Origin of the sequence: Ureibacillus chungkukjangi (assembly GCF_003217295.1) — a bacterium.
GTDB classification, from domain to species: Bacteria; Bacillota; Bacilli; order Bacillales_A; family Planococcaceae; genus Ureibacillus; species Ureibacillus chungkukjangi.
This window is the reverse complement of sequence record NZ_QJTJ01000027.1, coordinates 1-24,412: the sequence shown is the minus strand read 5'-3', so window position 1 is coordinate 24,412 and position 24,412 is coordinate 1. Positions and strand designations below refer to the sequence as shown.

Below are 24,412 nucleotides of genomic sequence, written 5' to 3'. Positions count from 1 at the left end.
ACATGAATAATAATGTATAATCCTTGTTTTTAATGTCTATTTTTGTTCTACAATTTCCTTTAAAGCAAGCCATGTTCGATTTTGCTCAATTTGAACCGAAATAGGACGGTCATAAAAGTCCGATAAAGTTTTCTCAGTTAAAATTTCGTTAGATCTGCCTTGTTTAAATACTTCCCCATTTTTTAATAATAAAGTGTGAGTAAAGCATGGAAGTATTTCTTCAACATGATGTGTTACATAAATAAGTGTAGGACATTCATTGGTTTTTGATACAGTTTCAATGATTTTCAGTAATTCTTCTCGAGCTATAATATCTAATCCGTTACAGGGCTCGTCTAATATTAGTAATTTAGGGCTAGCCATTAACGCTCTTGCGATTAATATTCTCTGGCGTTCCCCCTGTGACAAAGTTCTGTACTCCCGATCTTGCAAATGCTCACATTTCAGTAAACTCATATAAGCTTTCGCTTGCTCTACATCTGCCTGGTCCACAGCCTCCCATAGACCAATCGAGGCAAATTTCCCACTTAAAACAATACTTAAAACACTTTCAATTTCCTGTATTTGCTGTTGTATAGAAGAACTAATTAGTCCCATTTGTTTTCGCAAATCCGGTATATACGTTTTTCCAAACAATTCCCCTAGTACTTCTACCTGACCAACAGTAGGGTGTAGATAACCATTTATTATATTTAATAAAGTCGTTTTGCCGGAACCATTTAAACCTAAAATTGACCAGTGTTGCCCTTTTTCCACCTTCCACTCAACATTTTTTAAAATATCCTTTTTGTTCTTAGTGACTGTTACATTACTTATTTGAATCCTCACAACAGAATCCCCCTAATCCCATCCATACAAAGTGAAAATCTTCTATACTATATAAATATGATTTTTTCAGCTGTAATTTTCAAACTATTTACTTTATTTTAAACCTTAGTATGGAAACTGTATAGAAAATTGCTTGAATAATCGAGCTGATTTCAGAAAAAAGCCCACTCATAAAAAATGAGTGGGCTAATAATAAATTATTTACGGATTGTTTTAAGAGCTGTACTCCATGAAATTAGCTGATCTAACATATCATTTACAGATTGATTTTGTACATCCTTTGGTTTGAATACTGTACCATTTTCAAAATCAGTAAATAATGATAGTGCTGGATGTACACGAACGTCTGCAACAAGTAATTCCCCTAATATGCCACGTAGATGCTCGGCAGCACGGGCTCCACCAACAGAGCCATAACTAACAATACCAGCAGCTTTGTTATGCCATTCATCACGCAAGAAGTCTAAAGCATTTTTCAGAGCGCCTGAGAGTGAATGATTATATTCCTGAACGATGAAAACAAATCCATCACAGCTAGAAACACTTGCTGACCAATCACCGACACCCGAAGCATCTCCACCTGGTTCTCCTAATAACGGTAATTTGTAATTTGCAATATCAAGGATTTCATATGTGGCATCTCCACGACTATCCGCAATCCCTTTTACCCATTCTCCAACTTGTGGACTAACTCGACCTTCACGAGTACTTCCTAAAACTATACCAATTTTCAACATTAACTTTCCCTCCAACTTGTTAAGTAATTTCATTCATATCTACCAAATAATTATGATGAAAAAGTCACCATTTTATCCTCTAAAGTAAGTTGAAGAATTTTTCTTGGCAGAAATACTAAACATTATTACTTTTTCCAAGTATTTTATTTTTAAACTTGCATCATTTAAATAATGCCTGTTCACTGGCTTTAAATAGGTTAAAATATTCATGATAGATTATAGATTATTGGAGGTGTTTTTTATGGCAGGAGAAACGATTATTTATTATCAATTACTATTACATAAAGAATGGCAAGTCTATATTGCAGCAACTGAAAAAGGACTATGTTATCTAGGGACAGAGCACTCCTCAATAGACGATTTGGCTAAAAGCAGCATAAAACAATTTCCAGACTGTCGTTTAATCGAGGCAGAAGATAAATTAACTACTTATACAGACCAATTAAAAGAGTATTTTGATGGAGCAAGAAAGCAATTCACCTTCCCTTTTGACGTTCATGGTACCAATTTTCAGATGAATGTTTGGAAGGCACTGAGTGCAATTCCGTATGGTAAATCTTTTTGCTACTCTGACATTGCAAATCAGATAGGAAACCCTAAAGCTGTGAGAGCAGTGGGAACAGCAATCGGCTCTAATCCTGTTGCCATCGTCATCCCTTGCCATCGTGTATTAGGTAAAAGTGGAACACTGACTGGCTTTAGCGGCGGCTTGGATGTAAAAGAAAAGCTATTAGCACTAGAGAAAATTGCTTACAAGGCTTGAAGTAATTTAGGGACGATTTTACACTTGCATTTAAAATGGTGATTTCCCATTCAGTTGGTTAAAGGAATTTGGGTTTGGGGATAAGCGGAAAATTTCCTTTTAAATTTAAAAAAACCCATATTTCACTTAAAATAAAGGAATTTTTTCCGTCTATATTGCCCAAATTCATTCATTTGGGCATTTTTTAAGCAGTAAACCGGAATTTTCCTCCTTTTAATTACCTTTATGAAAATTAGAGTTAAATTTTAAAAATTAAAAAAGCATGGCACATTCCATTATGAATTGCCATACTTTTTTTAAAATCATTCAATTAATTGTCGAATCCAAATAACATAATCGCCAACTGAGACAGGCTTAACTTTCTCTCAATATAGAGCTGTTTTCCGAACTTTAAATCCAATCTAATTAATCAATAACATACCCATTTTCATCTGTCTTTTGAAGAGAGATGTCTGATTTTGGTTTTCGTACAAAGCACATTATAGCAGCAATGATCAACAAAATACCTTGTAGTGAAATAATCCCCGATAAAACCGCTGAAATACTAAATAAGATTCCCGCTAATTTTGCATTTTTGTCGACTCTGAATGTACCAATAATTCCAAGTACTAATGCAATGAGACCTAAAACTACAAACACCCAGCCTACTCCGCTTATAAAGCCAATAAAATCATCCATATATAATAGCAGATCATCCATCTCAGCTTGCGTTAATCCACTTGCAGACATTTGACTTTCAAATTCACTCTGTAAAACAGGGTCGCTCATGGTCATATCCATAAACATCCTGCTGCCAAATAGCATTACAATCAATAAACCTACCGCTAACACATTAAGTACATGTGCAATAATACTTAAAACCTTTTCACCCGTTCTTTTCACTGTTTTTCCTCCTTTAAATACCTTTTCACATTTTCAACAACAGCATCCACTGTACTTACGATGACACCATTTCTTTTAATTATGCCGATTACAAATAAATTTCGATATATGAATTGATTTTCTGTGCCATCTTCAACAAGGGCATTAATTTTTTGTTGATTTTCTCGTCCTAATTGGCGTACATCCGAAAATAACGCAATGATTGGTCGGTTGTAGGTAGAAAATGCGCCGATTTCCGCTGCTACACCAGAGTCAACCTCAATGCCATCTAAAACAGCAATTAATACATCACTATTTTGTAATTTTTCCATATCTGCCTCTGCAATTGCTATACTATTGGCAAATGCTTGTTTGTCGTTAATTGCATCATTTTCTTGTGGAACATAGAGATCAATTTCAGGTAATTCTTTACGAATTTCCTTGGCAAGCATTTCATTTACCAATCTGTCCCCTATTGAAAATAATCCATTTGCTAAATATGCCTTCATGTCAGTACCGCCTTTAATGTATGTATTTTACTATATCAATTATTACTTAAGCGCCCAACCTATTAAAAATCCAAGAATACCACCAATTAAATTCACGCTTATAAATAAAAATACTGTTCTCCATTTTTTTGCTTCAATCAATTTTACGATATCAAATGCAAAGGTTGAAAAGGTTGTAAAAGCCCCTAAAATCCCAACTGTTAAAAACGCAAGGATGGTACTTGATTCAATTACGCCATGACTTGCAATCCCAAGAAAAATTGACCCTAACACATTCACAGAAGCGGTAGCCCAATAGGAAGAAATTTTAATTTTAACAATCCATAGTTGAACCAAATACCGTAGTGCAGCCCCTACACCTCCTCCGAACGACACCATTATCCATTCCATGCTTGCTTACCTCGATTCAAAATGTACCCTAATAAAGCCGCTATAAAACATAGCAAAGTCATGACTAAACCATACACAATTCCGGAAAGCAGGTTCTCTTGCAGCAGGCTGAACCAGTTACCCGTAAAGGTAGAGAATGTAGTAAAAGCACCAAGCATTCCTGTCGTTAAAAATAAATTTGACGGCTTCTCATTTTTTAAAAAGTATCCATTTAAGCTACCAAGGATAAGGCTACCTAAAATATTTACAATCCAAAGCATGATGGAGGTATTTGTATATAATTGAACTAAATAGCGCAGTGCACTACCTAACATACCACCTAAAAATACTTGAATCAGATTTTGCAAAAAGCTCTCCCCAATCAGGAACGAATCACTAATTATATTTTAATAATATATTTTTTACTGAATATGCTTTTACAAAAGCTTTAAAAAACAACCCGTATCTAGTCTCGTTCAATTACCATTTTTATCTATATTATAATATAGATATTCCATTCTTCCCACCACGAATTAAATTGTAATTGCTCGTAATTCACTTTATTTTTGATTGCCTATATATTCCAATTCCGATTGTACCAAATAAGATAATCAAGATAATTGGGACTAATCCAATCGAGAACCTTTCTATTCCCCCTATTGCAACACGACCAATCTGAACAATTAAATAAGCAAACAAAATCAAACAAAAATTTTTTACGATATTTAGTAATTTGCGACTATGCAAATAAAATTGTTCTACATTTTCTTCATTGATTCGATCTGGATAATTATGCATATGAGGAGCTTTCTCTAAAAGGCTCATAATCACAAATAGGAACACTGCTATGATTGGGAGGAATATAAACTCGTATTTGGAACCCCAACGATCTATCTCCCCTTCAATATTGAAATGGGCAGGTATACTTTCCGGAATATTGCCCCAGTTTACTCCTACAAAGAGTATGGCTCCTAGAAAAAGGGTAATCCCTATAATATCCATTATTCTTTCACTCTTCGTTTTAGGTAAATAAAGAACTGGTCTATATGGCAAATACTTTTTCATTTATTACACCTCACGTCACATTAAGCTTTAGATATATCTACGATTAAATAGCCTGAAAAGTTTCAAATCTATCAGCGACTGTACGCTAGAAGTCATCTGAATTATAATTCAGATAAAAATTTGATGAAAAAAAGTTAAATTAAGGATAAATGCAGGTTAATTATTTTATTTTAAGAATATAATTTAATAAGATATATATTTAGAAATAACAGAATGGAGTTTGCTACATTGGATATGTCTGAAATCTTTGAAGTGTTACGGAGGCTTGATTCTGAACTTTACTTCTACATAGACAGGTTTGGAATCTATATATATTTACTGCTCTTTCTAATTGTCTTTGGTAAAACAGGTTTTGTTATCTTATCTTTTTTACCTGGAGATTCTCTTTTGTTTGCAAGTGGTGCAATTGCTGCAGTAGGTGAATTAAATATCTTTGTTTTATTTTTCCTACTCTTTGTTGCAACTTCTTTAGCTGATAGTAATAATTTTCTTATCGGACATGCTTTTAAAAGAATACCTGCTGAAAAAAATCGTCTCACTAAAATTATACCTATGTCAAGTATTGATAAAGCTAGTGACTTCTTAAATGAATATGAAAAAGTTGCTATTACCTTCTCTCGCTTTATTCCTTTAATGCGTACAATGATTCCTTTCATTGCCGGCTTTACTGGCCATTCTTATATTAACTTTGTCCGTTATAATGTACTTGGTGCGTTGATTTGGACCTTTGTATGGTTAGGTACAGGATTTGCCCTAGGAAATATACCATGGGTTGAAGAAAACCTGCTATTTACCTTAGTTTTAATAACAGTAATCATGTTCATTCCTAGTATTTATGGATTTACAACTCATTTTTATAAGAAAAATTCAACGATAACTAATAATAGTGAATCCCAATCAGAAAACCACAACTAATTATTCAAATAAAGAAGCTAGTAGGTGCAATAACTTTTTCACCATACTAGCTTACTTTTAAGAATTCACCTGATTATTTTCATCCTCAAGTAGTTTATGTAGATATTCAATAATTTCGCGAATTCCATCTAGTGAGTTTACTAGAATTTTCGGATCTACACATGCTATCATACGATCTTCTAGGTTTGCCACTGCTGTAAAATAACGAGTTTTTGAATAATTTACAAGCCCGACTTGTTTAATCTCGTTTTCTGTAAGATTTAAAATTTCCTTTGCCTCATCAACAACTAGCCCATAATTCACAATATCGGTGTTTAGTACAACCATTCTGCTTAAATCACCTTGGCTAGTCTGATTATAAAGAATACGGTTAAAGTCAATTACAGGGATTAGTTCCCCACGTACTCTTGCAAATCCGAGTAAATATTTCGGCAAATGCGGAATCGGTGTAATATGGCTCAATTTTTCAATAGAAACAACCTGGCCTACCGGAACTGCATATTCCTCTTTACCACAATTAAAAATAACAACTTTTTCAAATGACATTATTTCACCTCAACTAAAATGCTATTTTGAAGAACATTTTACTACTTCTACTAATAAATCGGCTAATTTCTCTAATTCTTCAATAGGCATACGTTCATTTGTTGTATGAATTTCTTCGTATCCAACCGATAAATTCACAGTAGGAATACCAAAGCCTGCAATAACATTCGCATCGCTTCCTCCGCCTGAAATACCAAGCTGAGGCTTTCTTCCAATAGTTTCTACTGCCTGCATTGCTATTTGAACAACACGATCAGATTCAGTAACTGAGAAGCCTGGGTACATTAATTTTACATCAACCTCTGCACGGCCACCTAAACCTTCAGCTACAGTTTCAAAGGTTTCTTTCATATGATTCACTTGAGCATCTAATTTATCTTTATTAATTGAACGAGCTTCAGCTAATATATAGACCTCATCACATACTATATTTGTCGCCTTGCCACCCTCAAAACGACCAATATTAGCTGTCGTTTCTTCATCAATTCTTCCAAGATTCATTTTCGCTACCGCTTTTGCAGCTAAAGTAATCGCTGAAATTCCTTTTTCTGGAGCTACACCAGCATGAGCTGTTTTACCGAAAATTTTCGTTTCTAATTTCACTTGGAACGGAGCAGCCGTTACAATTCCCCCAACTTTTCCGTCACTATCTACAGCAAAGCCTAATTTTGCCTGGATTAGAGAAGGATCTAACTCTTTCGCTCCTACCAAGCCACTTTCCTCACCAGCAGTAATGATAAATTGGATTGTACCATGCTCTATTTCTTGCTCTTTTAATCGGCGAGCCATTTCGAATAATGCAGCCATTCCGGCCTTATCATCCGCTCCTAATATCGTAGTTCCATCAGAATAGATATAGCCATCCTCGCGAATCTCAGGCTTAATGCCGATACCTGGAACAACTGTATCCATATGAACAGTGAAATAAATAGGCTCTACATCAAGTGATCCCTTTAAAGTGGCAATAATATTACCTGCACCATGACCATTACGAGTATGGGCATCATCTTGAAAAACATCGAATCCCATTTCTTCCAGCTTTTTTACTAGGATTGGTGCAATGATTTCTTCATGCTTTGTTTCTGAATCAATTTGCACTAGCTCTAAAAATTCATTTACTAAACGGCTGTTCATGTTATAAAACTCCCTTATACTTCATTATTCTTCTATTTTACGCCTCAAAAAGTTTGAAGACAACCAAACATTACTTGTTTAGCATTAATATACTATTTTTCTGCTTTATAAGTTCAATTTGTTTTTGCTCGACTAGTTGTAATTTTTGTTCAATTTTAAGTATTGTATTTCGAACATCAGAAAGGACTCTTGATATATGTTCCTTTGATGAAGTAATCTTCGTATGAGTCGACCAAGCTGAAAATATATCATCAAAAAAATAATCAGCAAATTTCACAAATCCATCTGTATTGATAGTTAAATGTCTGGTCGACATTTCTTGAATATCGAGCAACTCATTTTTAAAGCGTTGGAGCGCTATTTGTGCCTGATGCATTTTATTTTTCGATTCATCTATTTTTTCATGCTTTAAATGGGTAGCGAGTAGTCCCCCACCCAAAAACGTATCCCAGGTTGAGTAATTACTTGCACTATCCAACACCTTTAATGTACTAGACAATATCCGAATTGCATCTTTTCCTGTCGCTCTTGCTTCTTCTATTTCTATTTTTAATTTGCTGCAATTGAGCTCTTCTTCTTCTAATTGCTGTAATTTTAATGCTTTATCCGGCTCAAATTCTTTAAGCCATATTTGTTTTTTTGCTATGAGCAGCTCTAATTTATTATTTAGTTTTTGTTGATCGCTTTTTTGAAGCTCAGAAGTTGTTAATACTAAATCATTTGTTAAATCTTCTTTCATTTTTTCTGCTTCATTCATTTTCAATTCAAGTATTGCAGCCTTGTCAATTTTTTGTGCACGTAATTCTTCTTGTTTACCTGTCCAGCTTTGAATTAAATTAATGAATGAAAAACTATCCAAATGCTGAAGCTTCTTTCTTATTTCTTTAAGCTCTAAATTATAATTATCAATTTCTCTTTTGATATGTGTAAGCTGTTCTGTTAAGTTTTCCTTTTGTTTATTTAGTTTCTCAATTCTTTTTAACTGTATGAAAACTTCTTCTTGTTCTTTATGAAGCTGATTCCATGTCACCTGAACATCCCCCCTTAAAATAAATACGGTTTAATTTGGTAAATAGTTTCGATCGTATTAAAAAATGGCCACCTCTTTATAGAGATGACCAGCTTTTATATAATCTTGTTTCATTTTTAATGAAACAACGCTCCAAAATTAAAACAAAAGGCAAAAATAATTGCCCCTATAATAATGGTTACCATAAATCCTAAATGCTTGATGCCAACCCAACAGCCTATAATAATCGCTAAGCCAACAGCACCAATTATTAAAGCAAGTCCTGATATTGCCCCATAATATACAGATAAGGCATACGCAGCACCCATAGTTATTAATATTCCAGCTAACACTTGAAAAATCAATGATAGCTCTTCACGGTTATATTGTGTCATGTGATTCCTCCTAGATACTTTCCATTTCTACCTACAAAAGCAATTTGTAGGACACTCTAAATTTAGAAGTTGATAATTTATTTTTAACTAAGTTACGTATTGTTACTCCTAATTAAATGATAAAAATTTAATTTATTAATAAAGATAGCAGTTATGATGTACTTCACTGCAGTATTATCAGTGTTTAATTTTAATAAGTATCATCATTTTGGAGCAAACTTATAAAAAACAAGTTAAAAAGAAAAAAATGGACAAGCTACATACTAACACAAAAAGGAGGAGTTTTCATGCTACAGTCCATTGGCGTTCCAGGATTAGTTATTATACTTGTCATCGCATTAATATTATTTGGTCCTTCAAAATTGCCACAACTAGGTAAAGCTGTCGGACAGACCTTAAAGGAATTTAAAAATTCTACAAAAGAGATTGTTGATGACGTGACAGGAGAGTTTAAAGAAGTGAAGGAAGAATTCACCTTAGTGGATCTTAAAAAAGAAGACAGCTCGAAAAAATAGTGTTTGTATTGGAGGGAAATTTGAATGCTAAGCACAATTGGAATTCCAGGTTTAGTCATTATTTTAGTGATTATCTTATTAATATTTGGACCTTCCAAACTCCCTAAATTAGGTCGTTCTATTGGTGAGTCCATGAAAAACTTCAAAGAGTCAACTAAAGGTGTTTTAGATGACGATGACATCAAAAAAGAAGAAAAACTATAGATAAAAGAGTTGTTCCTTTAACAATAGGAACAACTCTTTTTAGGCGTTTTTCTTATAATGGGATATTTCCGTGTTTTTTGGATGGGCGTGTTTCTTCTTTGTTGGACAGCATATCTAGAGCCTGTATCAGTTTAATACGTGTTTCTCTAGGATCGATAACATCATCTACCATCCCACGTGATGCAGCTACATAAGGGTTTGCAAATTTCTCCTTATATTCTTCAATTTTAGCAGCACGCGTAGCATCAGGATCTTGCGATTTAGCAATTTCATTAGCAAAGATAATATTTGCTGCTCCTGCTGCACCCATTACTGCAATTTCTGCATTCGGCCATGCAAATACTAAGTCTGCTCCGATGGCTTTAGAATTTAGTGCTACATATGCTCCACCATATGCTTTGCGTAAAATAACTGTTATTTTAGGAACAGTTGCTTCAGAATATGCATATAGGATTTTCGCACCGTGTCGGATGATTCCGCCATGCTCTTGTTTAACTCCCGGGAAGAAGCCTGAAACATCCTCAAAAGTGATAATCGGAATATTGAAGGAATCACAAGTTCTTATAAAGCGTGATGCTTTGTCAGATGAATCAATATCTAGACCACCAGCAAGTGCTTTCGGTTGATTACAAACTAACCCTACAGATTCCCCTGCAATACGAGCAAAGCCTACTACAATATTTTTTGCAAATTCAGAATGCACTTCCATAAATGAACCTTCATCCACAACTTGCTCTACTACTCTTCGAACATCGTAGGGCTTTGTCGGTTCAATAGGTACATAGTCAATGATATCTGGACGATAATCATCTGTTTCAGGTCTTGGTTGCTTTGGTGCCTTTTCTTTATAGCTTTGAGGTAAGTAGCTTAGTAATCTACGAATTTGATCAATAGATTCCTCTTCAGACGGTGCACGGAAATGAGCATTTCCACTAATGGAGTTATGCACCTTTGAACCACCTAAATCTTCGGAAGAAATTTTTTCTCCAGTTACCGTTTCGATTACTTTTGGTCCAGTAATGAACATTTGCGAGGTTTTATCAACCATTAAAATAAAATCAGTAATTGCAGGCGAGTAAACTGCACCACCCGCACATGGGCCCATAATTACTGAGATTTGTGGAATTACGCCTGAATAGATTGAATTACGATAGAAAATATGACCATAACCATCTAAAGACAATACGCCTTCTTGAATACGCGCACCACCTGAATCATTAATGCCGATAAATGGTGTACCATTTTTGGCTGCTAAATCCATAACGGCTGCAATTTTCATGGCATGCATTTCACCAAGGGCACCACCAAAAACAGTAAAGTCTTGTGCAAATAAATAGACATTTCGCCCATTTACTTTACCAAAGCCTGTCACTACACCATCTCCAGGTCCAACCTGCTTGTCCATCCCAAAGTCTGAAGTTCTATGGGTAATAAAAGGATTGATTTCTACGAAGGTACCTTTATCCAGCAATAAATCAATACGCTCACGAGCAGTTAGCTTGCCTTTTTCATGCTGCTTTTCAATTCTTTTGTCTCCCCCACCAAGCTCGATTTCACGCTTACGGTCATACATTTCATTTATTTTATCAAACATATCCATAGCTTATTTATCCCCTTTTCCACTTTTGTCACACAGCTCATATAAAACACCAAAAGAATCCTTTGGGTGTAAGAAGGCTACCTCAGCTCCTCCTGCACCTGGTTTTGGTTCATCCGAGAGAATCCTTACCCCTTTTTCTCTTAATTCTTGCATTCTCTCACGAATATCAGAAACTCCAAAAGCTATATGTTGAATACCCTCACCACGTTTTTCAATATGTTTATAGATTGCACTATCTTCACTTGTTGGCTCTAATAATTCAAACTTCACATTACCCGCATCTATAAATGCGACACGTACTTGCTGAGACGGAACTTCTTCAATTTTCAGTAATTTAAGCCCAAGCGTCTCCGTGTAATATGTAATTCTCTCATCCAAGCTTTTGACAGCAATACCAATATGGTCCACTCTCTCCATCCTAACACCCCTCTGTTATAGTACATTTATATTTTAACTAATTTGAAAACAATTGGCTACGTACTTGTGTTATTTTCTAAATTTGATAAACTAAAAATAAGAAACAAAGGAGAGAACGAATATGAGTAATAAAAAATTTCAGAAGATAGTTGTATATTGTATGATAGCAATTATGGTAATCTCTACTTTAGCATTTGGTCTATCATTCTTCTAAAATCAAAACCTTGCGATTACAATTCTTCTGTAATCGCCTTTTTTCTTCCCTTTTTCTTTATTCCTTTGTAAGACTGTTTAATAACTAAGTACTCATCCATCTCTTCGATAAATTGATAGAGTGATGCCATTGCAAGAAATTTTTCGTGAGTTTCTGGCGAAGGCATTTTTGCAAATTCTTTTTTCACAATTTCTAATTTCTCTCTAAATCTTTTCGCTGTGTTGCCGGAGTGTACATTTTCAGCCAAATCCTCCATAAAATCCGCCACTAACTCCGCTTGCTGTACCATAACAGGCAATGTTGTAATTTTTGGTAATACGCGTTCAATAATTTCAAATTGTCTCTCACGCATATCAAAATAAAGATAGAATTCATTCTGTTTTCGGGTTAAATGGTTTTCAACATCCTTGAAGGCTAAAGATTTTGCTCTATTTAAAAGATTTTCCGCCTCAATGAGTTCTTTCCCATCCCAAGAGGTATCACCATTACGTAGGTATTTCACGATTTCAGAGAAGATCGAACGGTAAATGGTCTCTAACTCGTCAATATATCGTTCTAAGTCCTTCTGGTAATCGCCCATATACATATTTACCGCTAGACCTGTACCAAAGCCTATTGCCATCAAGGTAAGCTCATTTAGAAATAATTCAAGAGTGAAGTTAGCTTCTGAGTATATGTGCATAATAATTACTACACTTGATATAAATCCAGCAGATACATTTATTGAAACAATTGTAGGTATAAATAAAAGAATCATAATCCCAAGCACAATAGGGTTATAAGCAAAGCTTTCAAACAAAAGATAGGCAAATGCCATGCCTATAAAACTCGCTACCAACCTTGTATAGACTGCATGTACAGACTTTCTTTTTGTTGTCTGAATGCATAGTATTGTTAGAATAGCTGCTGAGGATGCAAAGTCTAAATTGAAATAGCTCGCGATTGCGATAGCAATTGTGGCACCTACTGCTGTTTTAATAGTTCGATAGCCGATTTTATATTTTTTAATATCGACTTCCTCCTTTAAACATCCATACTGAAAATTGCGACAAAATAAAATGTTAGAAAACTAGGCTGATTGCCAAGCTTTTAGCAACCAGCCCTCGTTTTCGATTTTGCAATAAGAAGCCATTTGCTATCTTATCCATAAAGCCTGTCCCAAAATGAATTAAGACTAGGTTTTCTTAATAGAAACAACTATTACAGTTCTTCGCAGTACTCTTCAAAGTTACCTTGCAGGTTTGTAACTACTGACATAGGATCATGACCTTCAATTTCATGTCTTCCAACATCTGCAACCACTTTACCATCTTTTAATAAAACAAATGCTGGTGATGATGGAATATGCTCATCTCCAAAGAAATGACGCGCAGCAGCAGTCGCTTCTTTATCTTGACCAGCAAACACAGTTACTAGGTGATCTGGACGTTTATCATAATGAATAGCGTTCGCTGCTGCTGGACGTGCAATACCACCTGCACAGCCACATACTGAGTTAACCATTACAAGAGTTGTACCAGGACGAGCAAATGCTTCCTCAACCTCTTCTGGTGTACGTAGTTGTTCATAGCCCGCACCTTCAATTTCAGCACGTGCTGTTCTTTTAATTTCTTCCATAAATAAATCGTAATCCATATTCATGATTTATCGCTCCTCTCAACTATTCATTTTAACATAAAGCTGTGAAATTGCAGACATTCTTGCTTTTAAGGAAATAATTTTGAAACACCCTGTGTAACAGTAATTTCTCCTCGTAGTATGGCCTCTTCTATTGACTTTACTTGAATTTTACGATTAGAATTTTGGAAAAAAGAATCGATCAGTGAATCTCGTATCATCGTATGAAACCACTCTTTCGTTTGCTCAAGACGCCTAGATTCCCAAATATCTGTTCTTTTAATGGTTTGCTCAAATTCGCAAATCATCTCCCATATATCTGATAAGCCTGTTTTTTCTATCGAGGAAGCAGGGAGAGCCCTACTCATCCACCCAGGTGTTGCTGGCTGTAGAAAGTGCAAAATTTGCATATACTCACGAACTGTCCTGCGAGCCTTCTGAACATTATCACCATCACTTTTATGAACAACTATTCCATCCGCTAGCTCCATAATCCCTTTTTTCATGCCTTGTAATTCATCCCCAGCACCTGTTAGCACTAATAGAAGGAAAAAGTCTACCATTCCGCGCACATATGTCTCACTCTGACCGACTCCAACGGTTTCTATTAGAATAACATCGTATCCCGCAGCCTCACATAAAAGCATCGTTTCTCTCGATTTTTTATGAACGCCACCTAGAGTACCTGCACTTGGAGATGGCCGTACAAATGCACTCTTGTTCCGGCTCAGCTCCTCCATGCGTGTTTTATCTCCTAAAATACTTCCACCAGATAGTGTAGAACTAGGATCGATTGCTAAAACTGCTACCTTTTTCCCCATATTACATAGCATTGTTCCAAAGGCTTCTATAAAAGAACTCTTTCCTGCACCAGGCACCCCCGTAATCCCTATCCGAATACTTTTCCCCGTATAGGGTAGGAGCTCCTGTAAAAGCCTTTGAGCCTGTTCCTTATGCTCATGATGCGAGCTTTCAATAAGGGTGATGGCCTTTGAAAGGGACGTTCGATGTCCGAATCGAATTTCTTCTACTAGCTGATTTATATTAACAGGATCCGGACTTTTCTTCTTAAACTTTTTAGGTTTAATGGTTAGTCCATCATGACCACCTTCTACACCAGATCTAACATTTAATGCACCCTTATCCTGCTGAAGGTTTTCCTTACGTTCCATTATTCAGACACTTCCTCGTATCCCAAACGTCGGTAAATTTCTTCGATGATTTTTATAGCAGAAACCGGGATTACTGTACCAGGTCCAAAGATAGCCACTGCACCGGCATCATATATATATTGATAATCCTGAGCCGGTATTACCCCACCAACAATAACAATAATATCCTCGCGACCAAGCTTTTGTAGTTCTTCAATTAGTTCTGGCACCAGTGTTTTGTGTCCAGCAGCAAGCGAAGATACACCTACACAATGAACATCATTTTCAACAGCCATTTGTGCTGCTTCTTCTGGGGTCATGAACAATGGCGATATATCTACATCGAAGCCAAGATCTGCATAGCCTGTTGCTACTACCTTTGCTCCACGATCATGCCCATCCTGTCCCATTTTTGCTACAAGGATACGAGGACGGCGCCCTTCATTTTCTAAAAATTCTTCTGTCATTTGCTTTACTTCTTTAATCAGCTCATCATCTGAGAAATTGGAAGAGTACACACCAGAAATTGAACGGATGACTGCTTTATGTCGACCCGAAACTTTTTCGATTGCATCAGAGATTTCTCCTAAGGACGCTCGAGCACGGGCAGCATCCACAGCAACAGCCAATAAGTTTTCCTCACCAGTTTGTGCAGCATTCGTTAAACGATCTAATTGTTTTTGTACTTCGTCTTCATCACGCTCTGCTTTTAATCTCTCTAAACGCTCGATTTGTTTTTGACGAACAATAGTATTATCAATATCCAGAATATCGATCGGTTCCTCTTTATCTAATAGATATTTATTTACCCCAACAATGGTTTCTGCTTTAGAATCAATTTTCGCTTGGCGTTTTGCAGCAGATTCCTCTACTTTCATTTTAGGCAAGCCTGTTTCGATTGCTTTTGCCATTCCACCTAGCTCTTCTATTTCATTGATTAATTCCCATGCTTTTCGAGTAAGCTCCTCAGTTAACTTCTCTACATAATAGGAGCCGCCCCATGGATCAATTACCTTTGTCATTCCAGTTTCCTCTTGAAGAAATAGCTGAGTATTACGAGCAATTCTAGCTGAGAAGTCTGTTGGTAAGGCAATGGCTTCATCTAATGCATTTGTGTGAAGAGATTGTGTATGTCCCATTGAAGCAGCATTTGCCTCGATAAGAGTTCGCGTCACATTATTAAACGGATCCTGTTCAGTTAAAGACCAGCCCGAGGTTTGTGAATGAGTACGTAAAGCAAGAGACTTTGGATTTTTCGGATTAAACGTGCTCATCATTTGGGCCCAAATCCGTCGAGCAGCACGCATTTTGGCTACTTCCATGTAATAGTTCATCCCAATTGCCCAGAAGAATGACAGCCTAGGAGCAAATGAATCAATATCAATTCCTGCCTTCAAGCCGGTACGAACATATTCCAGCCCATCAGCTAATGTATAAGCTAATTCAATATCATTCGTAGCTCCGGCCTCTTGAATATGGTAGCCGGAAATAGAAATAGAATTAAATTTTGGCATGAACTTACTAGTGTATTCAAAGATATCAGCAATAATTTTCATAGACATCTCAGGTGGATAAATGTACGTATTACGCACCATATATTCCTTTAAAATATCATTTTGGATTGTACCCGCAAGCTGCTCAGGTGTCACCCCTTGCTCTTCTGCTGCTACAATATAGAAGGCCATAATTGGTAATACAGCACCATTCATTGTCATTGAAACCGACATTTGGTCTAATGGAATACCATCAAATAGTATTTTCATGTCCTCAATTGAATCAATGGCAACCCCGGCTTTCCCTACATCCCCTTTTACCCTTGGATGTGTAGAGTCATAGCCACGGTGAGTGGCTAAGTCAAATGCAACTGATAACCCTTTTTGACCCATTGCTAAATTACGACGATAAAATGCATTCGATTCTTCTGCTGTAGAAAACCCTGCATATTGACGAACTGTCCATGGACGAGCTACATACATCGTTGGATAGGGTCCACGTGTATTTGGTGCCACTCCAGAAACGTCATTAAGATGAGCTGCATTTTCAATATCTTTCTTATTATAAAATTCATTTACTTCAATGCCTTCGTTTGTCATAAAGCTGCGACTAGAACGTAGCTTCTCAGTTACTAAAACATCTTTAATTTGAATCGATTCGAAATTTGGCTTACTCATCATTGTACCTCCTTCAAGCTTTCTAGAATCTCAGATAGCTTATCGACAATATTTTGACCAGCAAATATAAAGCCATTTAAACCTTTTCCAAGCCATTCCTCTTGCTCTTCTTTAAATTTGCCTGCAGCATCTAATAGCAAGCCTTCCAGTTTTGACTCTAGAATTGAAGGGACAAGTAGTCTTGTATCTTCGTCCTTTGCGGCAATCACTACATAATCATAATTTGCATTTTCTAACCAAGCTATAGCTTCTTCAACACTTTGTAGTTCTCCTGACTTCTCGGGTACGATCCCGGCAGTAGCAATAAAGCCCTCCACAAAATCTGCACGTGGTTTAAAATCTTTTAATTTTCCATAGGTTAAAATCGCAATTTTCGGTTGAAGGTTTTTGTAGTTCACACGCAGGTTTTCAAAGGGAATCGCTAACCTTTTAATATCTGCAAATTGAGCATGTGTATCCGCAGGTACTTCATCATTTGGATTAGCATAAATATTAGTCCCAATTAGTGAGTGATTTCTCGTAGCAACAGCTTTAACTCTATTTTTGTATACCTTATCGATATCAGACTGTAATTCACCAGAATGTGTGTAAGCTTCAATTCCCCCAGCTTTCTCGATATCTAAAAAAAGTGCCCAGGCTTTTTCTACATATTCAGCAGTTAATGTTTCAATAAAGTACGAGCCTCCAGAAGCATCTAAAACATTTTCAACATAGGACTCTTCTTTTAAAACTAACGCAACATTGCGAGCAATTCGCATTGATTTATCATTAGGCTTTGTTAAGCAATCATGTGGATGGACTGTAAAATAGTCTGCTCCTCCAATTAGTGCAGCAAAGGCTTCATTACCCGCACGTAATAGATTCACAAATTCATCGGCTTTTGTATAACTGCGTAATGAGCTTTCTGCTAGTACCGAAATTTTTGTAGCCTCTTCCATTCCATAGGCTTGTGAAAACGCTTTCCACATCACTTTAAATGCTCGTAGCTTTGCGATTTCCGAAAAGAAATCTGTATCAATAGCAAAGTTTACAAAAAATTGGGCTGTGAACTTTTCGAAATCACCTACAGATTGAGCATATTTGTTGGCTAAAGCAAGAGCAATAGCCAACTCTTGGACAGCATTTGCACCATCATTATGATAAGGCACAAGATTTGCTGCAGCTGTTTTAACCTTTTCAAAATTAATCGAGCTAATTGGTTCGTTACTAAGAATAAACCCTTCTATATTCGGATTATCTATTATACTGAAAACATTTAAAATTGGGTCATTTTCATTTTCTACAAAAATTTTAAATGAATTTTCAGATAAAAATCGAGCTAATTTAGTTAAATTTTCATCGTTCCAGGAAAATGAAACAAGACTATTGATCGTTATACAGTCATTCCCTTTTTCAATACTAGCTTGTAAAGAGCTAAAAAATTGCTCAGACGTTTCCCCATAAATTTGCTGTGCAATATTAAAAGTATCACTTGCTTTTAATGAGCGGATAGTTGAAATTTGTTGTTCTAATTGCTCGTCTAATTTATCCACTAGCATTTCTTTTGTATAAAGAGGCTGTAATGTTACACCTTCAATAGTATTTGTAAATAATGTTTCAAACGGTTTCCCCTTTAATGCTTTTATTGCTTGTTCTTTCCACTCATCATAACTAACAGCTGGAAATTGAATATCCTTCATTTGAATTGACATATTCTCGCTTAAAAGCTTCCCCCTTTAACTATATCCGCTTTGATTTCTAAGACACTATTTTAAAATCATATAGTACATTTTTAACTAGTTCATGCATAACACAACTCATCTAGTTAAAGATTAAAGTATATATTAATTCTACATTAGAAAAGCTTTCCAATAAAGTATAAAAAACACAACTCCACACCAATGGCGAGTTGTGTTTTCTTTTACCTATATTCTTTAAAGCTTTTAATAGACCGACATTGTATCTTTGTTTACATTTTCCAGAATCTCTTTTACTCGATTCAGGAATTTGCCGCAAATTAGTCCATCTAAAATACGATGGTCTAGGGATAGACATAAATTCACCATATCACGGGCAGCAAACATGCCACCTTCCATGATTACTGGCCTTTTAACAATCGACTCGACCTGTACAATAGCAGCTTGTGGGTAATTGATAATCCCCATAGACTGAACTGAGCCAAATGAGCCAGTATTATTGACAGTAAATGTCCCACCTTGAATATGCTCTGAACGAAGCTTTCCGTTTCTAACAAGTGTGGACAGTTCAGAAATTTCCTTAGCAATACCTTTAATAGACTTTTCGTCTGCATGTTTGATGACAGGTACAAAAAGGGCATCCTCTGTTGCAACTGCGATGGAAATGTGAATATCCTTCTTTTGTATAATTTTATCATCCGCCCAAACAGAATTCATCATCGGGAACTCTTTTAACGCTCTTGCTATTGCTTTTATAAAGAAAGCAAAATAAGTTAAATTAAAGCCTTCCTTTGCTTTGAATTCATTTTTGATAGAATCTCGATAGCTTACAAGATTCGTAACATCCACTTCCATCATCATCCAGGCATGTGGAACCTCTTGCGTACTTCGAACCATATTTTTTGCAATTGCTCTTCGCACAGATGAAACAGGTATTTCTATGTCCCCATTTACACTTTGTACTGAAGATTCCTTGGTTGGTATAGATACAGGTTTTTCTTCTACCTGTTGTGCTATTGTTTCCATTTCAATCTTGGCTGAAGTATCTGCTTGCGGTATTTGACCGTCTTCTATTAGCTTTTGTAGATCTTTTCTTGTAATACGTCCTTCTAAACCTGTGCCCTCCACTAGCTGTAAATCAATATTATGCTCCTCGGCAATTCGTAAAACAGCTGGCGAATAACGTTTTTTTGAAGCTCCTAAAGAATTTGATTCCTTTTTCAGGGCTTTGGATTCGTCCTTTTGCTGAGGCTGATTGGCATTTAAGATTGCTGAGCTGACATTTGGATTCTTAGGTTGAACAGTTACTTTTTCAGTTGCAGCATCTGTTACTTCCACCGAACAAATTATCGTACCAACCTCTAGTGCCTCACCTTCTTTTGCAATGAGCTCTTTAATCGTTCCAGTAAAAGAAGAAGGAATTTCTGCATTTACTTTATCAGTTACCACTTCCGCTATTGGATCGTATTTGTTGACCTGATCACCGGGCTTAACCAACCATTTTTCAATTGTACCCTCGGTCACACTTTCTCCAAGCTGTGGCATTAAAATATTTTCAATAGACATATAATATCCCCCTTTTAGAACGCGGCTAAGCTGCGCATTGCCTGTTCTATTTTTTCAGGATTAATCATGAAATATTTTTCCATTGTTGGTGCATATGGCATAGCAGGAACATCTGGTCCAGCTAATCGCTTAATAGGTGCATCTAAATCAAATAAACAGTGCTCTGCAATAATTGCAGCAACCTCACTCATAATGCTACCTTCTTTGTTATCCTCTGTCACTAATAATACTTTTCCAGTCTTACTTGCTGCTTCAATGATTGCTTCCTTATCTAATGGATAAACAGTTCGTAAGTCTAAAATATGGGCTTCTATACCATCTGCTGCAAGTCGTTCTGCGGCTTGAATAGCGAAATTTACAGCTAAACCATATGTTATTACCGTGATGTCATCGCCTTCACGTTTTACGTCGGCCTTACCAATAGGCAGTACATAGTCCTCAGAAGGTACTTCCCCTTTTATTAAACGATATGCACGCTTGTGCTCGAAAAATAATACTGGGTCTTCGTCTCGTATTGCTGCCTTTAGCAAGCCCTTCGCATCATATGGAGTGGAAGGAATAACAATTTTCAATCCTGGTGTACCTGCAAATAAGGCTTCTACTGATTGAGAGTGATAGAGCGCCCCATGAATTCCACCACCAAATGGTGCACGAACTACGATAGGACAGTTCCAATCATTATTTGTACGATAACGGATTTTAGCCGCCTCTGAAACGATTTGGTTCACCGCCGGCATGATGAAGTCAGCAAATTGCATCTCAGCAATCGGACGCATACCAACCATAGCGGCACCAATTGCCACACCAGCAATCGCACTTTCTGCTAAAGGAGTATCTAATACTCGATATTCACCAAATTCATCATATAAGCCAGCTGTCGCCTTAAATACCCCACCTTTAAGACCAACATCCTCACCTAATATAAAAACACGCTCATCACGTTGCATTTCTTCCTTCATAGCCATTTGAATTGCTTCAATATAAGAAATCACTGCCATTAGCTCTCTTCTCCTTCCTCGTACACGTATTTCAGTGCATGCTCTGGAGGTGCATACGGAGCATTTTCCGCATAATTTGTAGCTTCATTGACGATATTCATTATTTTTTCATTCAATTGTGCAAGATCATTTTCTGTTGCTGTCTTTGACTCAATTAAATAGTTCTCAAATAATTTGATTGGGTCATTTGCTTTACCTTCTGCAATATCCTCAGCAGTGCGATATTGACGGTCGTCGTCATCTGACGAATGCGCTGTCAAACGGTAAGTGACCGTTTCGATTAAGCTCGGCCCTTCCCCACGTCTCGCACGATCTGCCGCCTCTTTAACAACTTCATAAACTGCTAATGGATCTTTGCCATCAACAGTTACACCTGGCATTCCATAGCCGATAGCTCGATCAGAAACCTTTGCACACCCCAATTGCTTTTCAATTGGTACAGAAATCGCATATTGGTTATTTTCAACTAAAATAATAACAGGTAGCTTATGAACACCAGCAAAATTAGCTCCTTCGTGAAAATCTCCTTGATTTGTAGAGCCTTCCCCGAGGGTCACAAACGCTAAGTAGTCTTCATTTCTCATCTTCCCTGCAAGTGCTACACCAACCGCATGTGGTATTTGTGTCGCCACAGGAGATGACCCTGTAATTATCCGATTTTTCTTCTGTCCAAAGTGGCCAGGCATCTGACGTCCGCCAGAATTTGGGTCCTCTGCTTTTGCAAAGGCAGAAAGCATTAAATCTTTTGGTGTCATACCAAAATGTAAAACGACACCCATATCACGATAATACGGTGCGATATAATCCTTTGTTTCATCTAATGCAAAAGCCGCTCCAACCTGTGCTGCTTCTTGACCTTGACAAGAAATAACAAATGGAATTTTACCTGCTCGGTTAAGTAGCCACATTCTTTCGTCAAGTCGTCTTGCTGTTAACATCGTCTCATACATTTTTAGTACTGCTTCATCAGATAGCCCTAATTGCTGATGTTTAATCTTTTCTTCTCCCACAAAAACATCCCCTTTCGCTAAAGTGGAAAGCTTCAATAATTTACCCTATCCCTTAAAATAGTTTAGGAATCAATATTTGTTAATAAAAATTCTATTAATCTATTGTTTAAAAATGAATCGCTTTTCCTTCAACAGCAAGTGCTGCTTCACCAATAATTTCACTAAGTGATGGATGAGGGTGAATGGTTTGACCGATCTCCCAAGGTGTTGCATCTAATAGCATGCCCAATGCTGTTTCTGAAATTAAATCAGTTACATGTGGTCCAATCATATGAACACCTATTAAATCATTCGTTTCTTTATCTGCAATAATCTTGACGAACCCTTCAGCATCGCCATAAACTAAAGCTTTTCCAATGCCTTTAAACGGAAACTTTCCTACTTTGATATTGATCCCCTTACCCCTAGCTTGCTCTTCAGTTAAACCGATACTTGCAGCCTCTGGATAACTGTAGATACAGCGGGCAATATTTGTATAATCAATTTGTTTCTTTTCACCATTAGCAATATGTTCAACCGCTGCAATTCCTTCATGTGAAGCAATATGAGCCAATTGCATACCCCCGATGACATCTCCAATGGCGTAAATATGCTTTTCTTTCGTTTGATATACTTCATTTACTTTTATGAAATTACCTTCACATTCAATTTCTGTATTATCCAAACCGATTCCGTCAATATTCCCAATCCGCCCAACAGCTACTAATAGTTTTTCCGCCACAAAGGATTGATTCTCTCCATTTATGCTGGCAGAAATCTTAATGCCATTCTCCAGCTCTATGGATTCGGCTAGAATATTTGCGTTTTTTACGATTTCTACGCCTCTTTTTTCAAGGTGTTTTTCCATTTCATTTGATACTTCTACATCTTCTGTTGGCAATATTCGTTCACCATACTCTATGACTGTAACTTTCACCCCAAAGTCAACTAACATAGAAGCCCATTCAATACCGATGACTCCCCCACCAACTACAATAATGGAAGTTGGTAATACTTCTAATTCTAAAGCGTGATCTGATGAAAGAATCGTTTGACCGTCAACATTTATCCCATTTAAATTTCGAGGGCTTGACCCCGTTGCTATAATCACATTTTTTGGTAGCAGCATTTCATTTTCTTGCCCTGCCATTTCTACCGATATTGTTCCTGGCATCGGTGAAAAAATAGATGGCCCTAAAATTCTACCCATTCCATAATAAACATCGATTTTCCCCTTTTTAACCAATGCTTTAACACCATTATGGAGCTGCTCTACGATGGATGTCTTTCTATCTTGAACTTGCGAGAAATTCAGCTTTACCTCAGGAGCTTCTACTCCAAAGCTTTTTGCATTAACTGTTTGACGGTAAACCTCCGCACTTCTTAATAAGGCTTTACTTGGGATACAGCCCTTATGAAGACAAGTACCACCTAATTGTTCTTTTTCAACGATCGCTGTTTTAAGTCCAAGCTGAGCGGCTCTTATTGCAGCTACATAGCCTCCTGTTCCACCACCCAGAATGACTAAATCATATTCTTGAGACAAATAAATTCCCTCCTAACCAAATTGGGAAGCAAAGATTTTCTACTTCACTTCCCTCATTGACTTTCAAATCATCAAAAGATTATCTTCCATTTAATATATTTTTCCCGTTCTGTAAAAATTGTGAGCGGGATTTCGCCATACGTTCAATTCGTTCTTCTGCAAGACGATTTGCCGCTAGATATGTTGGAATATTATCACGTTTTGAGATTTCAAATATTTTAGCAATGCTATCGTAGATTGTTTCTACACGCTTCATAGCTCTTTCTCTATTATAACCATATAATTCATCTGCAACATTGATTACTCCACCTGCGTTAATTACGTAATCAGGTGCGTAAACAATACCCATTTCATGAATGATATCGCCGTGTTTTGAATCTTTTAATTGGTTATTGGCAGAACCTGCAATTACCTTTGCTTTTAATTGAGGAATTGTTTCATCATTGATGATTGCCCCAAGTGCACAAGGTGCGAAGATATCCACCTCTTGCTGATAAATTTCATCTGGTGCTACCGCGATAGCCCCCTCTGTTAGGATAGATGTCGTATCGAGCTTACGTGGTATAGTAAAGTAAAAACACGGAGGTCGAGACGAATGACAATGAAAAGAGAACGTA

The 24,412-nt window shown here is 36.7% G+C and carries 28 protein-coding genes; 5 read left to right on the top strand and 23 right to left on the bottom strand.

All coding sequences use genetic code 11. From position 1 onward, the window contains the following. Positions 1–36: 36 nt before the first annotated feature. Together BJ095_RS15160 and BJ095_RS15155 are read right to left on the bottom strand one after the other, a co-directional pair. Positions 37–828, bottom strand: coding sequence for an ABC transporter ATP-binding protein (locus tag BJ095_RS15160; RefSeq protein ID WP_181418092.1), 792 nt, complete (start codon positions 826–828; stop codon positions 37–39). A 197-nt stretch (positions 829–1,025) separates the two neighbouring features. Beyond that, positions 1,026–1,565: an NADPH-dependent FMN reductase gene (locus BJ095_RS15155; protein WP_181418091.1), complete on the bottom strand. Its 540-nt coding sequence runs from the start codon at positions 1,563–1,565 to the stop codon at positions 1,026–1,028. A gap of 241 nt (positions 1,566–1,806) precedes the next feature. On the opposite strand from BJ095_RS15155, the gene BJ095_RS15150 reads away from it, so the two are divergent. Beyond that, complete coding sequence (locus BJ095_RS15150) at positions 1,807–2,328, top strand: methylated-DNA--[protein]-cysteine S-methyltransferase (RefSeq protein ID WP_107934888.1); 522 nt, start codon at positions 1,807–1,809, stop codon at positions 2,326–2,328. Positions 2,329–2,733: 405 nt separating this feature from the next. On the opposite strand, the gene BJ095_RS15145 is transcribed toward BJ095_RS15150, so the two are convergent. The 5 genes from BJ095_RS15145 to BJ095_RS15125 form a co-directional block, all read right to left on the bottom strand. Beyond that, a complete protein-coding gene (locus BJ095_RS15145; protein ID WP_107934887.1) occupies positions 2,734–3,210 on the bottom strand; it encodes a DUF4064 domain-containing protein in 477 nt (158 codons plus the stop codon). Further along, positions 3,207–3,698, bottom strand: coding sequence for a nucleoside 2-deoxyribosyltransferase (locus BJ095_RS15140; RefSeq protein WP_107934886.1), 492 nt, complete (start codon positions 3,696–3,698; stop codon positions 3,207–3,209). Before BJ095_RS15140 ends, BJ095_RS15145 begins: the two co-directional genes overlap by 4 nt. Positions 3,699–3,740: 42 nt before the next feature. Next, positions 3,741–4,073: a fluoride efflux transporter FluC gene (locus BJ095_RS15135; RefSeq protein ID WP_181418090.1), complete on the bottom strand. Its 333-nt coding sequence runs from the start codon at positions 4,071–4,073 to the stop codon at positions 3,741–3,743. A 2-nt stretch (positions 4,074–4,075) separates the two neighbouring features. Further along, positions 4,076–4,435 (bottom strand): fluoride efflux transporter FluC, encoded by a 360-nt coding sequence (locus tag BJ095_RS15130; protein WP_107934884.1) that lies wholly within the window; start codon positions 4,433–4,435, stop codon positions 4,076–4,078. Between the two features lie 187 nt (positions 4,436–4,622). Next, entirely contained in the window at positions 4,623–5,132 is a 510-nt protein-coding gene (locus BJ095_RS15125) for a DUF1648 domain-containing protein (RefSeq protein WP_107934883.1), read from the bottom strand. Between the two features lie 234 nt (positions 5,133–5,366). Here BJ095_RS15125 and BJ095_RS15120 point away from each other — a divergent pair, with 234 nt between their 5' ends. After that, the gene (locus BJ095_RS15120; RefSeq protein WP_107934916.1) at positions 5,367–6,047 is read left to right on the top strand and encodes a VTT domain-containing protein; all 681 of its coding nucleotides are present in this window, start codon (positions 5,367–5,369) and stop codon (positions 6,045–6,047) included. 57 nt (positions 6,048–6,104) lie between these two features. On the opposite strand, the gene BJ095_RS15115 is transcribed toward BJ095_RS15120, so the two are convergent. From BJ095_RS15115 to BJ095_RS15100, 4 genes are all read right to left on the bottom strand, one after another. Then, positions 6,105–6,593 (bottom strand): chemotaxis protein CheW, encoded by a 489-nt coding sequence (locus tag BJ095_RS15115; protein ID WP_107934882.1) that lies wholly within the window; start codon positions 6,591–6,593, stop codon positions 6,105–6,107. Between the two features lie 21 nt (positions 6,594–6,614). Continuing rightward, positions 6,615–7,727 (bottom strand): M20/M25/M40 family metallo-hydrolase, encoded by a 1,113-nt coding sequence (locus BJ095_RS15110; RefSeq protein WP_107934881.1) that lies wholly within the window; start codon positions 7,725–7,727, stop codon positions 6,615–6,617. A gap of 70 nt (positions 7,728–7,797) precedes the next feature. Further along, a complete protein-coding gene (locus BJ095_RS15105; protein ID WP_107934880.1) occupies positions 7,798–8,757 on the bottom strand; it encodes a hypothetical protein in 960 nt (319 codons plus the stop codon). 116 nt (positions 8,758–8,873) lie between these two features. Then, on the bottom strand, positions 8,874–9,131 hold the full coding sequence (locus BJ095_RS15100) for a hypothetical protein (RefSeq protein ID WP_107934879.1): 258 nt from the start codon (positions 9,129–9,131) through the stop codon (positions 8,874–8,876). 287 nt (positions 9,132–9,418) lie between these two features. Between BJ095_RS15100 and BJ095_RS15095 the strand changes: the two genes are divergently transcribed. Both BJ095_RS15095 and tatA read left to right on the top strand, forming a co-directional pair. Beyond that, on the top strand, positions 9,419–9,646 hold the full coding sequence (locus BJ095_RS15095; protein WP_107934878.1) for a twin-arginine translocase TatA/TatE family subunit: 228 nt from the start codon (positions 9,419–9,421) through the stop codon (positions 9,644–9,646). Between the two features lie 24 nt (positions 9,647–9,670). Then, positions 9,671–9,850, top strand: coding sequence for a twin-arginine translocase TatA/TatE family subunit (gene tatA / locus BJ095_RS15090; protein ID WP_107934877.1), 180 nt, complete (start codon positions 9,671–9,673; stop codon positions 9,848–9,850). A 52-nt stretch (positions 9,851–9,902) separates the two neighbouring features. Here tatA and BJ095_RS15085 read toward each other — a convergent pair whose 3' ends face one another. Both BJ095_RS15085 and mce read right to left on the bottom strand, forming a co-directional pair. Continuing rightward, the gene (locus tag BJ095_RS15085; protein WP_107934876.1) at positions 9,903–11,450 is read right to left on the bottom strand and encodes an acyl-CoA carboxylase subunit beta; all 1,548 of its coding nucleotides are present in this window, start codon (positions 11,448–11,450) and stop codon (positions 9,903–9,905) included. A gap of 3 nt (positions 11,451–11,453) precedes the next feature. Continuing rightward, entirely contained in the window at positions 11,454–11,867 is a 414-nt protein-coding gene (mce, locus tag BJ095_RS15080; RefSeq protein WP_107934875.1) for a methylmalonyl-CoA epimerase, read from the bottom strand. Between the two features lie 121 nt (positions 11,868–11,988). Between mce and prli42 the strand changes: the two genes are divergently transcribed. Continuing rightward, complete coding sequence (prli42, locus tag BJ095_RS19110) at positions 11,989–12,081, top strand: stressosome-associated protein Prli42 (protein ID WP_153062698.1); 93 nt, start codon at positions 11,989–11,991, stop codon at positions 12,079–12,081. Positions 12,082–12,097: 16 nt separating this feature from the next. Here prli42 and BJ095_RS15075 read toward each other — a convergent pair whose 3' ends face one another. From BJ095_RS15075 to BJ095_RS15030, 10 genes are all read right to left on the bottom strand, one after another. Beyond that, the gene (locus tag BJ095_RS15075; RefSeq protein WP_107934874.1) at positions 12,098–13,090 is read right to left on the bottom strand and encodes an aromatic acid exporter family protein; all 993 of its coding nucleotides are present in this window, start codon (positions 13,088–13,090) and stop codon (positions 12,098–12,100) included. Positions 13,091–13,281: 191 nt separating this feature from the next. Continuing rightward, the gene (locus tag BJ095_RS15070; protein ID WP_107934873.1) at positions 13,282–13,722 is read right to left on the bottom strand and encodes a BrxA/BrxB family bacilliredoxin; all 441 of its coding nucleotides are present in this window, start codon (positions 13,720–13,722) and stop codon (positions 13,282–13,284) included. A gap of 65 nt (positions 13,723–13,787) precedes the next feature. Continuing rightward, positions 13,788–14,870 (bottom strand): methylmalonyl Co-A mutase-associated GTPase MeaB, encoded by a 1,083-nt coding sequence (gene meaB / locus BJ095_RS15065; RefSeq protein ID WP_107934872.1) that lies wholly within the window; start codon positions 14,868–14,870, stop codon positions 13,788–13,790. Beyond that, positions 14,870–17,020 carry a methylmalonyl-CoA mutase gene (gene scpA, locus BJ095_RS15060; RefSeq protein WP_107934871.1) on the bottom strand — a complete coding sequence of 717 codons (2,151 nt, stop codon included), beginning with the start codon at positions 17,018–17,020 and terminating at the stop codon, positions 14,870–14,872. Before scpA ends, meaB begins: the two co-directional genes overlap by 1 nt. Next, entirely contained in the window at positions 17,020–18,711 is a 1,692-nt protein-coding gene (locus BJ095_RS15055) for a methylmalonyl-CoA mutase family protein (protein ID WP_107934870.1), read from the bottom strand. Before BJ095_RS15055 ends, scpA begins: the two co-directional genes overlap by 1 nt. Positions 18,712–18,942: 231 nt before the next feature. After that, a complete protein-coding gene (locus tag BJ095_RS15050; protein ID WP_107934869.1) occupies positions 18,943–20,262 on the bottom strand; it encodes a dihydrolipoamide acetyltransferase family protein in 1,320 nt (439 codons plus the stop codon). Positions 20,263–20,276: 14 nt separating this feature from the next. Next, positions 20,277–21,260 carry an alpha-ketoacid dehydrogenase subunit beta gene (locus tag BJ095_RS15045; RefSeq protein ID WP_107934868.1) on the bottom strand — a complete coding sequence of 328 codons (984 nt, stop codon included), beginning with the start codon at positions 21,258–21,260 and terminating at the stop codon, positions 20,277–20,279. Further along, entirely contained in the window at positions 21,260–22,210 is a 951-nt protein-coding gene (locus BJ095_RS15040; RefSeq protein ID WP_107934915.1) for a thiamine pyrophosphate-dependent dehydrogenase E1 component subunit alpha, read from the bottom strand. The genes BJ095_RS15045 and BJ095_RS15040 overlap by 1 nt, the downstream gene beginning before the upstream one ends. A 166-nt stretch (positions 22,211–22,376) precedes the next feature. Further along, positions 22,377–23,795 (bottom strand): dihydrolipoyl dehydrogenase, encoded by a 1,419-nt coding sequence (lpdA, locus tag BJ095_RS15035; RefSeq protein WP_107934867.1) that lies wholly within the window; start codon positions 23,793–23,795, stop codon positions 22,377–22,379. Positions 23,796–23,874: 79 nt separating this feature from the next. After that, positions 23,875–24,412, bottom strand: a 538-nt coding sequence (locus BJ095_RS15030) for a Glu/Leu/Phe/Val dehydrogenase family protein (RefSeq protein WP_235867682.1), incomplete at its 5' end; no start/stop codon positions are given.

Coding starts and splice junctions, on each gene's coding strand:
- BJ095_RS15155 (WP_181418091.1), bottom strand. CDS start 1,565: ATGTTGAAAATTGGTATAGTTTTAGGAAGTACTCGTGAAGGTCGAGTT.
- BJ095_RS15125 (WP_107934883.1), bottom strand. CDS start 5,132: ATGAAAAAGTATTTGCCATATAGACCAGTTCTTTATTTACCTAAAACG.
- BJ095_RS15100 (WP_107934879.1), bottom strand. CDS start 9,131: ATGACACAATATAACCGTGAAGAGCTATCATTGATTTTTCAAGTGTTA.
- BJ095_RS15110 (WP_107934881.1), bottom strand. CDS start 7,727: ATGAACAGCCGTTTAGTAAATGAATTTTTAGAGCTAGTGCAAATTGAT.
- BJ095_RS15070 (WP_107934873.1), bottom strand. CDS start 13,722: ATGAATATGGATTACGATTTATTTATGGAAGAAATTAAAAGAACAGCA.
- BJ095_RS15045 (WP_107934868.1), bottom strand. CDS start 21,260: ATGGCAGTGATTTCTTATATTGAAGCAATTCAAATGGCTATGAAGGAA.
- BJ095_RS15140 (WP_107934886.1), bottom strand. CDS start 3,698: ATGAAGGCATATTTAGCAAATGGATTATTTTCAATAGGGGACAGATTG.
- BJ095_RS15150 (WP_107934888.1), top strand. CDS start 1,807: ATGGCAGGAGAAACGATTATTTATTATCAATTACTATTACATAAAGAA.
- BJ095_RS15085 (WP_107934876.1), bottom strand. CDS start 11,450: ATGGATATGTTTGATAAAATAAATGAAATGTATGACCGTAAGCGTGAA.
- BJ095_RS15115 (WP_107934882.1), bottom strand. CDS start 6,593: ATGTCATTTGAAAAAGTTGTTATTTTTAATTGTGGTAAAGAGGAATAT.
- prli42 (WP_153062698.1), top strand. CDS start 11,989: ATGAGTAATAAAAAATTTCAGAAGATAGTTGTATATTGTATGATAGCA.
- BJ095_RS15040 (WP_107934915.1), bottom strand. CDS start 22,210: ATGTATGAGACGATGTTAACAGCAAGACGACTTGACGAAAGAATGTGG.
- BJ095_RS15050 (WP_107934869.1), bottom strand. CDS start 20,262: ATGTCTATTGAAAATATTTTAATGCCACAGCTTGGAGAAAGTGTGACC.
- meaB (WP_107934872.1), bottom strand. CDS start 14,870: ATGGAACGTAAGGAAAACCTTCAGCAGGATAAGGGTGCATTAAATGTT.
- BJ095_RS15095 (WP_107934878.1), top strand. CDS start 9,419: ATGCTACAGTCCATTGGCGTTCCAGGATTAGTTATTATACTTGTCATC.
- BJ095_RS15055 (WP_107934870.1), bottom strand. CDS start 18,711: ATGTCAATTCAAATGAAGGATATTCAATTTCCAGCTGTTAGTTATGAT.
- scpA (WP_107934871.1), bottom strand. CDS start 17,020: ATGAGTAAGCCAAATTTCGAATCGATTCAAATTAAAGATGTTTTAGTA.
- mce (WP_107934875.1), bottom strand. CDS start 11,867: ATGGAGAGAGTGGACCATATTGGTATTGCTGTCAAAAGCTTGGATGAG.
- tatA (WP_107934877.1), top strand. CDS start 9,671: ATGCTAAGCACAATTGGAATTCCAGGTTTAGTCATTATTTTAGTGATT.
- BJ095_RS15120 (WP_107934916.1), top strand. CDS start 5,367: ATGTCTGAAATCTTTGAAGTGTTACGGAGGCTTGATTCTGAACTTTAC.